The organism is Pirellulales bacterium (assembly GCA_035939775.1).
Classification (GTDB): domain Bacteria; phylum Planctomycetota; class Planctomycetia; order Pirellulales; family DATAWG01; genus DASZFO01.
The window spans coordinates 1-12,604 of the sequence record DASZFO010000265.1 but is presented as its reverse complement, the minus strand read 5'-3'; the positions used below and the strand labels follow the sequence as shown (position 1 = coordinate 12,604).

The 12,604-nt window shown below is 61.4% G+C and carries 12 protein-coding genes; 6 read left to right on the top strand and 6 right to left on the bottom strand.

All coding sequences use genetic code 11. From position 1 onward, the window contains the following. Positions 1 to 2,702: FAD-linked oxidase C-terminal domain-containing protein (locus tag VGY55_16675; protein ID HEV2971613.1), on the top strand; the 2,702-nt coding region annotated here is incomplete at its 5' end. On the opposite strand, the gene VGY55_16670 is transcribed toward VGY55_16675, so the two are convergent. Both VGY55_16670 and VGY55_16665 read right to left on the bottom strand, forming a co-directional pair. After that, positions 2,683 to 3,003: a P-II family nitrogen regulator gene (locus VGY55_16670; GenBank protein ID HEV2971612.1), complete on the bottom strand. Its 321-nt coding sequence runs from the start codon at positions 3,001 to 3,003 to the stop codon at positions 2,683 to 2,685. The two genes, VGY55_16675 and VGY55_16670, sit on opposite strands and share 20 nt — an antisense overlap. Before the next feature lie 69 nt (positions 3,004 to 3,072). After that, on the bottom strand, positions 3,073 to 3,426 hold the full coding sequence (locus VGY55_16665; protein HEV2971611.1) for a 2Fe-2S iron-sulfur cluster-binding protein: 354 nt from the start codon (positions 3,424 to 3,426) through the stop codon (positions 3,073 to 3,075). A gap of 206 nt (positions 3,427 to 3,632) precedes the next feature. On the opposite strand from VGY55_16665, the gene VGY55_16660 reads away from it, so the two are divergent. Then, positions 3,633 to 4,547, top strand: coding sequence for a response regulator (locus tag VGY55_16660; GenBank protein ID HEV2971610.1), 915 nt, complete (start codon positions 3,633 to 3,635; stop codon positions 4,545 to 4,547). 3 nt (positions 4,548 to 4,550) lie between these two features. Here the strand turns inward: VGY55_16660 and VGY55_16655 are convergent, their stop codons facing one another. Further along, positions 4,551 to 5,789 carry an MFS transporter gene (locus VGY55_16655; protein HEV2971609.1) on the bottom strand — a complete coding sequence of 413 codons (1,239 nt, stop codon included), beginning with the start codon at positions 5,787 to 5,789 and terminating at the stop codon, positions 4,551 to 4,553. 164 nt (positions 5,790 to 5,953) lie between these two features. On the opposite strand from VGY55_16655, the gene VGY55_16650 reads away from it, so the two are divergent. Further along, complete coding sequence (locus VGY55_16650) at positions 5,954 to 6,391, top strand: SprT-like domain-containing protein (protein HEV2971608.1); 438 nt, start codon at positions 5,954 to 5,956, stop codon at positions 6,389 to 6,391. Between the two features lie 3 nt (positions 6,392 to 6,394). Here the strand turns inward: VGY55_16650 and VGY55_16645 are convergent, their stop codons facing one another. From VGY55_16645 to VGY55_16635, 3 genes are all read right to left on the bottom strand, one after another. Continuing rightward, positions 6,395 to 7,129 carry a methyltransferase domain-containing protein gene (locus VGY55_16645; GenBank protein ID HEV2971607.1) on the bottom strand — a complete coding sequence of 245 codons (735 nt, stop codon included), beginning with the start codon at positions 7,127 to 7,129 and terminating at the stop codon, positions 6,395 to 6,397. Next, complete coding sequence (locus tag VGY55_16640) at positions 7,113 to 8,123, bottom strand: glycosyltransferase (protein HEV2971606.1); 1,011 nt, start codon at positions 8,121 to 8,123, stop codon at positions 7,113 to 7,115. Before VGY55_16640 ends, VGY55_16645 begins: the two co-directional genes overlap by 17 nt. 213 nt (positions 8,124 to 8,336) lie before the next feature. After that, entirely contained in the window at positions 8,337 to 9,527 is a 1,191-nt protein-coding gene (locus VGY55_16635) for an outer membrane beta-barrel protein (GenBank protein ID HEV2971605.1), read from the bottom strand. A 499-nt stretch (positions 9,528 to 10,026) separates the two neighbouring features. Here VGY55_16635 and VGY55_16630 point away from each other — a divergent pair, with 499 nt between their 5' ends. The 3 genes from VGY55_16630 to VGY55_16620 form a co-directional block, all read left to right on the top strand. Then, positions 10,027 to 10,434: a response regulator gene (locus VGY55_16630; GenBank protein HEV2971604.1), complete on the top strand. Its 408-nt coding sequence runs from the start codon at positions 10,027 to 10,029 to the stop codon at positions 10,432 to 10,434. 202 nt (positions 10,435 to 10,636) lie between these two features. Then, positions 10,637 to 12,070, top strand: coding sequence for a sialate O-acetylesterase (locus VGY55_16625; protein ID HEV2971603.1), 1,434 nt, complete (start codon positions 10,637 to 10,639; stop codon positions 12,068 to 12,070). Between the two features lie 56 nt (positions 12,071 to 12,126). Next, a partial coding sequence (locus VGY55_16620) for a hypothetical protein (GenBank protein HEV2971602.1) occupies positions 12,127 to 12,604 on the top strand: 478 nt, incomplete at its 3' end.

The window sequence follows — 12,604 nt, the reverse complement described above, 5'->3', positions numbered from 1 at the left end:
GACAGTCGATCGGCGCGGGAATCGTCGTCGACTTCAGCAAGTATCTCAATCGGATCATCGAGCTGGATCCAAACCTGTGCGTTGCCCGCGTCGAACCGGGAGTCGTGCTCGACCAGCTCAACGCCGCGGCGAAACCGCACGGGCTGCAATTCGGACCGGACGTGGCAACGAGCAATCGCGCGAACATCGGCGGCATGATCGGCAACAACTCGGCGGGCGCACGCTCCATTCGCCACGGCAAGACGGTGGATCACGTGATATCGCTCGAGGCGCTGGCGGCCGATTGTTCGTTGGCGACGTTGCAGCCGCTCGCCGCTACTGAGTTAGCCAAGGAGCAAGCGCGCGGCGATCGCTGGGGCGCGGCGTATCGCGAAGTCGCGCGCGTCGTCGCCGAGAATCGCGATGAGATCGTTCGCCGCTTTCCCGCAATCTTGCGGCGCGTGAGTGGATACAACTTGGACGAATTCGTCGGCGAGTGTCGCTCGAGGTATCCGCTTCCGCCCAGCGTCGAACGGGTGCGGCAAATCGAGGCCCAGCGCTATCGCGGCGCTGAGTTCAATCTCGCGAAGCTGCTCGTTGGCGCGGAAGGCACATTGGCCTGTGTCACCGAGGCGCTCGTGCATCTCGTGCCGCTGCCGGCGCGGCGCGGGATTGTCGTGCTGCATTTCGATTCGCTCACGGCGGCGGTTGCTTCTGTCGGAGCGGCGCTGAGCTGCCGTCCCTCGGCGGCGGAGATTCTCGATGGCCAGATCATCCGCTTGGCGGAAAAGAGTCTCGAATATCGGAACTATCTCGATTTCGTCGTCGGGCATCCGGAATCGTTGATGCTGGTTGAATTCAGCGGAGAATCGGACGAAGAAGTTCGCCGTCAAGCCGATGAGCTTGCAGAACGGCTACGCGGGCAGCCAGGATTGCAGCATGTGCTGCACGCGCTTGAGCCAAAAATGTGCGATCACATCTGGGCTAGCCGCAAGGCTGCCATGCCGCTGCTCTATGCCATCCCCGGCCTCCGCAAGCCGATCGCTTTCGTCGAAGACACGGCCGTCGAGCCGGCGCGATTGCCGGAATTCGTGGGCCGGTTCCGCGAGATTCTCGCTCGAGTAGGAACCGAGGGAGCGTTCTACGGCCATGCTTCCGTCGGCTGCTTGCACATTCGTCCGCTCCTGAACGCCGCCGATCGAGGCGATTTGGCCCGCATCGAACAAATCTCCCGCGAAGTCTGCGAACTGGTGATGGAGTTTCACGGTTCGATGAGCGGCGAGCACGGCGATGGCCTCGCCCGCAGTTATCTGAACGAGCGGCTGTTCGGGAGCCGGCTCTATTCGGCCTTCAAACAGATCAAGGCGGCCTTCGATCCGGCCGGTATCTTGAATCCGGGCAAAGTGGTTGATGGACCCAGCCCCATCGAGAATCTCCGCGAAGGCCCGAACTACAAGCCGCTCGTCATCCCCACGATCTTCGACTTTAGCCGCGAACGCGGACTCGCCGGTGCTGCGGAGATGTGCAACGGCTCGGGCGTTTGTCGGAAGCTGAAGACCGGCACGATGTGTCCCTCGTTCATGGTCACCGGGGACGAGGAGCATAGCACTCGCGGGCGGGCGAACGCGCTGCGACTGGTCCTCTCCGGGGCGATGCCCGCCGAGAGCCTCACGAGCCGGCAGCTTTACGACACGTTCGATCTCTGCCTGCAGTGCAAAGGGTGCAAGGCGGAATGCCCGTCGAATGTGGACGTCGCCAAGATGAAGGCCGAGTTTTTGAGCCAATACTACGCGGCCCACGGCACGCCGCTCGGCGCGCAGCTTATGGCCGGCGTCGCCCAGGTCAACCGTCTCGGATCGGCCTTCGCGCCGTTTTCCAACTGGATGTTGCGGATACCGGGGATGGGTCTGTTCATGCAGAAGCTGATGGGCGCCGATCGCCGCCGCCCGCTACCGCGATTCGTCCGCCGGCACTTCCAGAAGTGGTTCCATCGCCACGAGCGACCCGGCGCCGCGCCGCGCGGCCCGATCGTCCTGCTCGACGATTGCCTGACCAGCTATTGCGAACCGCAAGTGAATCAAGCGGCGGTCGAAGTGCTGGAAGCGGCCGGTTATGAAGTGCATCTGGCGAATCTGGAATGCTGCGGCCGGGCGGCCATCTCGAAGGGGTTGCTGCGCGACGCGCAGCAACGGGCGCGCCACAGTATCGAGCTGCTCCGGCCTTGGGCTTCGCGCGGTGTTCCGATCGTCGGTTGCGAGCCAAGTTGTCTGCTCACTTTGACCGACGAGTATCGCGATCTAGTGCCGGACGAAGCGTCGATAGTCGCCGACGCGGAACTCATCGAAACGCATCTGGTCCGCGCGGGCATCACGCTTTCGCCAGCGCCGCGGCCCGGCAAACTCCTACTGCACGGGCATTGCCACCAGAAGGCGCTCGTGGGGATGAAAGACACTCTGGCGCTGTTGGCAATGATCCCCGGCACCGAAACAACGCTCGTTGATTCCGGCTGCTGCGGCATGGCCGGCTCGTTCGGATACGAGCATTATGAACTGAGCATGAAGATTGGCGACCGCGTGCTCTTTCCGACCGTCCGCGCCGCAGCCGAGGCTACGGTTCTCGCCCCCGGTTTCTCATGCCGCCATCAGATCGAACATGGCACGCGGCGCCGCGCAATGCATCCGATCGAGATGCTCGCCGGCGCGATCAAGACGCCGGGAAGCTAGAATCCACTTCACTAGCCGGGAGGACGAAGATCTTGCCGTCACCCATGCGGCCGGTGCGGGCGACTTCGACGATGCGGCGGATGATTTCTTCTGCCCTCGAGTCGTCCACCCAGAGATTGATCTCGACCTTGGGCAAGAAGGCGAGCGAGTATTCGCTGTCGCCATATTGGTCGAGATAGCTTTTCTGCCGCCCGTAGCCCTTTACCTCGCGGACGCTGCAGGCCTCGAGCGGCGCTCGCTTGAGCCCCTCGAGCACCTTCTCCGCCAGATACGGCTTCACGATGGCGACAATTTGTTTCACGGCCGCGTCCGGCGTTAGCCGGCGCCAAATTCACATCTGTCTCCGGCGGTAGCCGGCGCCAAGTGGGCTTTAACTAAAGAAATTGTCGCCGTAGAGATTCAGCGCGGGACGGGTCTCGACCGTCATGTCGCCCATGACTTGCGTCTGACAGGACAACCGCATCGTATCTTCGTTGCCGACATAGGCCATCGAAACCTTGAGCCGCATCCGCTCGGCCGTCCCAATTGGGCTGGCGTTTTCGATCCCCTTGGTGACCAACACCCGGCAGGATCCGCACAGGCTCAACCCGTGACAATTGCCGATCGGGAGCTTGTGGATTCCTGAATAGACCTGGATCCCCGCCCGCATCGCCTCTTTGCGGAGATTGGCCCCCTCGGGCACTTGGATCTCTTTCTTTTCGTTGACAAACGTGACAATCGGCATATTCGACGGAGTCCTGGCTTAGACGGTGGAATGCGACGACGGCGAAGCGTGGCCGGCTTGCATTGGGCCAAACGACTCATGCTACCGAGCCTACCGCAAAAAATCTAGCATGTTAACCGGGCTCCGCCACTGGCTTATTCCGCTTCGATGCCTTAAAATCGGCGCGCCGCCGCTCCCTTGCATTATTTTCCACAGGGAGATCCGCTATGCCGACGCTACTTGTGGTGGACGATTCCGATATCGACCGTCGCCTGGTCGTGGGATTGTTGCGGGGAAACACCAATTGGAAGACCGAAACGGCCGCCAACGGCGTCGAAGCGCTCGCGCGCCTCGGCAAATCGCCGGCCGACCTGGTCATCACCGACATGCAGATGCCGGAGATGGATGGTCTGGAACTGGTGAAGCAAATTGGGATCCGTCACCCGCAAGTGCCCGTCATCCTAATGACGGCCCATGGCAGCGAGGCGTTGTCGATTGAGGCCCTGGAGCGGGGGGCTGCGAGCTACGTGCCCAAGTCGCGTCTGGCCGACATGCTCGAGGATACGGTGGCGCAGATCCTGGCGCTTGGCGAGACGAATCGCAACTACGAGCGACTTGTGGCCTGCCAGACGCGGGCCGAATTCACTTTCGTGCTGAACAACGATGCCGCATTGATTGACCCGCTGGTGGACTTGATTCGGCAAATCGCGTTTCGGATGGGATTGTGCAACGACAACGAAGGCCTTCGCATCGGAATCGCGATGCAGCAGGCGATTCTCAACGCGCTCTATCACGGCAATCTGGAACTGACGGGTGAGCAAATCGAGGCGGCCCGCGAGAAACTGCTATCCCAACCCACGGCCGACGTCTTCCAAGAGCGGCGCACGCAGGCGCCTTATCGCGACCGCAAGGTGCGCGTGGACGTGCGGATCACTCCCGAGCAGATGGAGGTCAAAGTTGCCGACGAGGGCCCGGGATTCGATGTAGCGCGGGCTCAAGCACTGCTCGAGGGCGCGCCCGAGGGCTTGGATGGCGGCCGCGGCCTGCGGCTGATGCGGCTCCTGATGGATGACCTTCGGTTCAACGCATCCGGCAACGAAGTCACTCTGGTCAAGCGCCGCGGGCAGGCCGCCCGAGGGTAACGGTTAATCACTGTCTCCAAAAACGACGCCGCGGCGCTCGCGCCCCAGGGCAGTGACTAAGATCGCCACGACGAAGATAACGCCGGCGCTAATGGCCATCACATGCGGGTAGCCGTATTCGGGCGCCAGTTTTGCCTGGAGCCATCCGATCGAAGCGGCCACCAGGTTCCCGCATTGGTAGGAGAATCCCGGCAAAAAACCGCGGACTTGATCGGGCGAGAGTTCGCTGATGTGGGCCGGGATCACTCCCCAAGCCCCTTGGACTAAGAACTGCATCAGGAAACCGCCCACGATGATCCATTTCATTTCCATCGACAGTGCCCAGAGCGGAACGGTGACGAAGGCCCCGACGAAGGCGAGAATCATCATCCTCCGGCGGCCGAAGCGGTCGGACGCCAGACCAAAGACGACGCCGCCCAGAATCGCGCCGACCATCATGATCATCACGACGCGCGTGTAATCCGCAGGCGACATCTTATGAAAATCTTTCATGAACGTCGGATACGAGTCTTGCGTGCCGTGCGAGGCGAAGTTCATCATCGCCATCAGCAGCGTCAGGTAGATCCAGATTCTCCAGTGCGAGGCGATCGCCCGGCCGAGATGCGACCAACTCTCCGTCTTGCTCTTCTGCCAAACCTCCGATTCCTTGACTGCAAAGCGAATAAACAAAGCTAGCAGCGCCGGCAATCCGCCGAGGAAGAACAGCGGCCGCCAGCCTAGCGGCTCGAGCATGAAGTGGGCAGCCGTCGCCGCGAGCAGGAAACCGAAGGCATAGCCCTCTTGCAACAATCCGCTGAGCATGCCGCGCCATTTGGCGGACACCTTTTCCATGACAAGGGACGCCCCGATTCCCCATTCGCCCCCCATGCCGATCCCGAACAATGCTCGCAGGATGAGAAACGTGGTCAAGTTCGGGGCGAAACCGGTGGCCACCTCGATGGCCGAATAGAACACCAAGTCGATCATCATCGGAATCCGGCGGCCGTAGCGATCGGCCAGCAATCCGAAGACGAACGCTCCCACCGGGCGGAACACGAGCGTGAGCGTCACGGAGAACAGGATCGTCGCCTCGCTAGTGTTGAATTCCCTGGCAATGGCCGGCACGGAGATCGGCACCAGAAAGAAATCGAAGGCGTCGAGCGTCCAGCCGAGGAAGCCGGCGGCGAGAGCGAAACCGGCTTCGCGCCTCGCGGCGGACTTAGCGAGCGCGGCGAGCCGCAATTCGGATGACTGTTCGGACACGGTAATGTTCGACCTGGTGCGTATTCACTCTCGGGAGTCAGGCTGGAATATACGGCCCGAGCAAGCTAGCGCCCAGAACGGGCCGGAAATTCATCTTTTTCCGCCGGCTATTCACTCGCTAGAATCCACTCGATCTAATTCGGTCCGCGATCGGAGTCGCTGTCATGACGTTGACGGATGTCGAATCGCTCGCGCTACGATTGATGTGCCGGCATGGGTTGCGGGACTGGAAGTTCGGCTTCAATCGCCGCCAGCGTAGCCTCGGGCTTTGCCGCTATACGGCGCGGCGGATCGAACTGTCCACCTGTTTTGTTGTGGCCCACGACGAGCCCTGGATTCGCGACGTGATTCTGCATGAGATCGCTCACGCGCTGGCCGGGCACGACGCGGCGCACGGCCCGCTATGGCGGGAGATTTGCCGCGCGATCGGCGCTCGACCCGAACGTTGTGGCAATGTCCAGATGCCGGCTGGGCGCTGGCGGGCGACTTGCCCTGGCTGCCGCCGGCAATTCGATCGCATCCGCCGCCCGCCGCGCAATCGGCGCTATATGTGTCCCCAATGCGGCCCGGAGGTCGGCAAGCTGATGTTCCGCGCGAGTTAAGGGCTATCCGAGCAGTTCGCGACACCGGTCGAAGTGCGGCTGTCCGCAATGTAAGAAGGTGTAGAGGCTGAGTTGCCTTGAGGGAATTGGAAAACGTCGTATGCGAACGCTGCCGAAGAAATGTCGGAGGATCGCTTCAATCTCGGCCGCACGATTGACGTGTTCATGGCGCATCAGGTCGCCGTAGTTCAAGCCGGTGCGCAGTCGGAAAGAAAGCCCTACCGATGAGCGCCAAGCGAAGCCCCAGAGGAATCCGCCTTCCGACGGGATGCCCGCGGTGAAAGTGCCGTTCGGCGTCAAAAGCATCATGGCTTGGGCCACGAGCCGCGGCAGGTCGAGAACGTGCTCCAGCGTGGCGATCGAAATGATCCGGTCGTAGCGATTGCTGCTCGGCACGTCGGCGATGTCGGCATAAAACGCTCTTACTCGTGCCGTCTCCGGCCGCCCTTCGTAAAGCGCGGTATACGGCTCGACCACGTCGTATGTCCCGTCCTTTGCCTCGAAGCGCAAGTGGTTGAGCGTGCCGGCACCGATTTCGAGAACCGTTTGGCCCGCGGCCGAAGCGGCGGCCACGCGGCGGTGCATCCAAGCCTCGAGCGACTGCGTGATCCGATAGAGCACCGTCCGGCCTTCCCGGCTGGAGACATACGTGTCGTGGTAGATCGCCTGCAGCTTCGGCGGCAGCGGCGGCCGCTCGCGCGGATAGGTCGCAAGCAGGCGCTTAACTTCGTCGTTCATGGAGCCGAATCTTGTGATGAATAGGCTCGCGCGGAACGTTGGCCATGTCGAAGCTGAGAAAGTTCAGTAGGAGCTGCGATCCAATGATGATCGGCAGCGCCGCCAACATGACCGTTCCCGCTGAGGCGGGCACGTTCCGCTCGGCGCCCACGATCCATTCCACCGCCCCGAAGATCACACCGAACACGAGCAGCGCGAAGCCGATGACCAGGTTGATCGAGGCCGCGCTGAAGCCGCGGAGAAAGTAGTTATAGAAAATCCGCTTCAGATAATTCCGCGCGTGGTAGATCGGAAACTGAACGAACGCTTTCATCAGGCTCAGGCTGCTCGCTTCGTCGCCATAGCGGGCCTCCATCGGCACCTCGGAGACGACGGCCCGCAGCGTGTTCAGCCGGAACAGAATATCCGACTCGAAAAAATAGCGCCGCTGCAACTTTCCCAACGGCAACCGTCGGGCGACCGCGGCATGGATCGCCGTGTAACCGTTGGTTGGATCGAACAGGTTCCAGTAACCAGTCGAAAGTTTGGACAGGAACGACAAACCGGCATTGCCGATCAAGCGTGCCACCGGCATCGCCCGCAGGCTTTCCAAGTGGTAGAAGCGATTGCCTTTGACGTAGTCGGCTTCCCCAGCGCAAAGCGGGGCGATGAGTTCGGGAATTCGGGCCGGATCCATCTGCCCGTCGCCATCGAGCTTGACGATCATTTCCGCACCATCGTCCAGGGCTTGCCGGAAGCCAGTGACGACCGCCGCGCCGACCCCCTGATTCCGCTCATGCACCAGCGAGCGAATCCGCGGATCCTCCGTGGCAAGCTTCTCGACCACCGACCGGCTTTGCTCCGGGCAGCCATCGTCGACGCAATAAATCCGCCACACCTCGGGCCCAATCACACGGAGCACGCCGGCGATCTGCTTGCTCACGCGATAGCAGGGGATAACGGCGGCCAAGCGATCCGGCCGCCGCTCGTGCTGCGTGTTGGCTGCCTCGCTCATAGCCCGCGACCGATCGAAGAACTAAGAGAAACCACTCCTGGTACAACCTAGCGTGGCCTCGGCGACTCCGCCAGCCAGCCGTTGCGGCATGGAGCGGAGTTGACGGATGGAGCGATTATTCGCTGCATCGCACACCCTGCAGGCCCTGAGTATGTCGTGGACTCCCGGTTAAACGGCGCGGACACTGCGTTAGTCGGCCGTCGGCCGGCTCTCTCAATGCGCCGACGCCGGTTCCCAGGGCCAGTAGTTCTGATGGCAGCCGCCGAAGCGGAATTCCATGCCGGTCGTGAACGACACATTGTTCATTGTCGCCAGACCGGAGGAGCCGAAGGCCAGATTGTCGGTCACGTCGGCCCGCAGCGTCAGCCAATCGTGCAAGCGGTATTTCAGCCCCACGCCAAACGGCAGCTCGAGCAGATTGCGGCGAATCTGGTCGCCGAACTCGTCGGTGAACCTGAATTCGGACAGCCCTAAGCCGAGGCTGATGTAGGGCCGCCAGCGTGAATCGCCCCAGGGATAATAGAGCAGGCTGGAGTCCCAGAGGATCACCTTGTCGGCGCTGCCGGCCAGCGGCGCATCGACTGGCTGGTCTTCGAGGGACGAGAATCCTAGCCGCGTTTCCAGGCCCCAATATAAGTCGTAGTCCCAACCGAGGCGAACGCCGCCAACAACGCCTACGTTCTGATCGATGCGGTCCCGGATAATCTCGGTGCCGCGAATCATTCCTAGAAACCAATCGACGTGATACGGTTCGTTGCACCAGCTTGCCCCGACCAACGGCTCGGCAAATTGATGCCGAAGATAGTCGTGTGGCCAAATCCCGCCAGGTAAATCGCCGTGCGGGGTCATCTGCGGCGGTCCGCCGTCAGTCGGATAATCCTCGGGCTGCGGTTCAACGACGCCGTTCGGCAGGCCGTTTGCCGGCGCGAATTGCGGATGGGTCTTTGCTGGCGGCGCGTTGATGGGCCCCAATTCCGTTGAGGCCGTGAGATCGGGCGGCGGGGATGGCGGCACGGTATCCGCCGTCGCCGCCGTCGGCTCAACGACCGCAAACCGCGGTTGCCTCAGCGGGTTAGCGGCGCCGTCCCCGATCGCGAAGTGCATCTGCGTCAGAAGGCCCGTTTGGTCGGCTGAGTGGTCGGGTCGGTTGGCAATCAGCGCCGGCCAATCGATCGACTGTTTTGCGGCATCCAAGTCGTCGCGGTCCAGGGACACTGAATCGGCCGAACGGAAGACGAGTGGCTTGCCCGAGTTGGTCGCGCGATTGTCGGGAAGTGGCGCGTCGGCGGCCACGGCAAGTCGTAGCACCGCGGCAAGCGCCACCACTCCGCCGGCGCACGCCGTCAATCGTCGGACGCGTCGAGCGCCGTCTCTGAACCGACGGTTGTCAGGAGCGGATTGCATCCACGTTTCCCTGATGTCGCGCACAGCGCGCAAGCCAGCAATTGCCGGCCTCGCACAGCTTCCGCGATTCGAATCCAAGGACGAGAGTCTAAGAAGGGACCAATCCCGAAAGGCCGTCGAGATCCGCGCCGCCCAAACGGCGTGGAGCGAGATCAAAATCGTTCGGCCCAGGGAGTGGGAGGCGGGGATTATTGTCGGGGGGCATGAATATGTCGAGGCGGCTTTGAGATTCAAGGGCTGAAAAGCAGTGCCGACCGTAAAAGCACTTTGTCCAGACTTTGCAAACAACGTATTCTATCGCGTTCTATTCGATGTTGGGTGCAGCGATTCGGATTTTCCGGTGGGAATGACTTTGTCTGTTAGGGGGTTCAGTCAGGCCGTTTTGAATAATTTGCCGATCTTGTGACGATTTGTATATCGGGCGGAAACGTATAGACAACCGGCGAGTGTGCATCCCATGAAACCGACGGCTTTTCGACGCGGTCGCAAGATGAATTCGATGATCGAATCTCAAGACAAGGCGGTTGTTTTGGTGATCGACGACGATCCCGAGATCATCGCCGGATTGGCGACGGTGCTGAGCGCCGCCGGCTATATAAGCAATTGTTGCCGAGATGCCGACGGTGCGATTGAGTGTGTTCGGCAGACGACGCCCGATCTGGTAGTCTCCGATATCAATCTCGCCGGTCAAAGCGGTTTGCAGCTTTGCGAGCGGCTCAAGCGCGAGGAGGGATTGTTCGACGTGCCGTTCATGTTCCTCTCAGGGGCGCAAATCCCCGACATCATCCGGCGGTCGCATGAGGCGGGCGGCACCTACTATCTCCGCAAGCCATTCGACCCCCAGGTGCTCTTGGAGCTGGTCGACAAGGCCCTCTGGATGCCGCATCTAGTGGCCGTAAGACAGTAGACCGTGTACCCGCGGTCGAGCTTTCCGGCCCTTCTTCTTTGGACTGCCGCCCGGCCCGTTTTCGAGCGTTGACTCCCGGCTTTCGCGGTGCTTCCGCTTGCCTCCGGCCGTCGGCCTACTGCCTCCTGACTCTCCGGCGGCTATAATGCGGATCGCGATCGATCCCGCCTCGCTATCCACCCACTGCAAGGAGAATCCCACCATGACTTGCCGCCGAATAGCCGCGTTGACTTGGACCGTTTCTCTTGCGGCCTTTTCGATTTTGGTCGCTGTTCCGGCAACGGCGCGAGCGACGGTGGCGGCGAACGGACTCTTCTCGGACAACGCCGTCCTCCAACAAGGCATCAAGCTGCCGGTCTGGGGCACTGCTGACGATGGCGAGAAAGTGAGCGTTTCAATCGCCGGCCAAAGAGTTGAAACGACTTCATTTTTAGGTCATTGGCGAGTCGATTTACAGCCGCTGAAGGCGGGCGGTCCGTTCGACCTAGTGATCGAGGGACCGACGAACAAAATCGAAGCCAAGAATGTGCTGGTTGGCGAGGTGTGGATCGCCGGCGGGCAATCGAACATGGAATTGCCGCTCAGCAGGACCGCCAACGCGGCCGAGGTGATTGCCAATTCCGCCAATCCGCAAATCCATCTGATCACGATCACCCGACGGCAGCGATCGGCGGCACCCGCGGCGGACGTACAAGGGAAATGGGCCGAGTGCGACTCGAAGACCGTCGCCAACTTTTCTGCCGTAGCGTATTACTTTGGCCGCGCCCTCAAAAAGCAGTTGAACGTGCCGGTCGGGTTGATCAATTGCAATGTCGGCGGGACCACGGCCGAGCGTTGGATGAGCAAGGAAGCCTTCGACGCGGAGCCGGCGCTGAAAGACATGCCGCGAACTCAAAAGAGCAAAGGGGATTTCGATCTTTACAACGGCATGATCCATCCGCTGATCCCCTTCGGCATCCGCGGGGCGATCTGGTATCAAGGCGAATCGAACTCCGGACAGGCCTGGTATTACCGGACGCTGTTTCCCGCGATGATTAAGGCTTGGCGAGATGACTGGAAGCAGGGAGATTTTCCGTTCCTGTTCGTGCAACTCGCCCCGTACAAGGCCATCGCGCACGAACCCCAGGAGAGCGATTGGGCCGAACTGCGCGAGGCCCAATTGCTCACCACGCTCAAATCGCCCAACGCGGCGATGGCCGTGATCACGGACGTGGGGGACGAGAAAGACATTCATCCCAAGCGGAAGCAGCCTGTCGGCGAGCGGCTGGCGATGGCGGCGCGAGCGCTTGCCTATGGCGAAAAGGTCGAGTATTCCGGCCCGATTTTTGACAGTCTCTCGATCGATGGTCGCGAAGCAGTCGTGCATTTCAAGCACGTCGGATCGGGGCTGATTGTCAAGGGAGACAAGCTGACTGGTTTTACGGTCGCGGGCGATGACAAGAAGTTCTACGACGCCGACGCCAAGATCGTCGGCGATACGGTCGTCGTGTCCAGCGATCAGGTCGCGAAGCCGGTCGCCGTGCGCTTTGGCTGGGCGAACTATCCGGTCGTCAACCTCTGGAACAAGGAAGACCTCCCCGCTTCGCCATTCCGCAGCGACGATTTTCCGGGAGTAACGCAGCCGAAGGGAAGGTAGGTCGACGAATTGTCCGAGTCCGTTTCCTTTCAAGCAATCAGACGCGGCTTCCACACATGACACGCGTTTTCTTGCGCCTGCTGGCCGTTGGAATATCGTCGGTTCTTTTGGCCGGCTGCGGATCGGCGGGGCCCGGTGACGATCAAGCGCGCTCGTCGGAAACGCACGGTGGGTTGAAAGAGGCGTCGATCCGCGGCGATGAGGCGGCCAGCGACACCAAACCGGTGGCGATCAATCGAAAGCAGCCTGGTCAGACTACGAGCGCTGCCCAGGGGACGAGCGGCAATGAAAGTGCCCAAGTGGCTGCCGCCGATTCAACCGGCGATTCGTCCCAAGCGAGCAACGATTCCTCGGACGGCGGCTTCAGTATTTTCGACGGCGACCTGGCGCATGGTTTTCACGCCATCGCGGGAGAAATCGCCGATCTGCTCAAGTTGAAGAAGACGCTCGTGGTGTGGCTCATCGACAAGACCCCTGGCTCGGTCGGGATCCGCGGAAATGCGGTGCGGGGAATTTTCTCCGTCGCCGACGAGG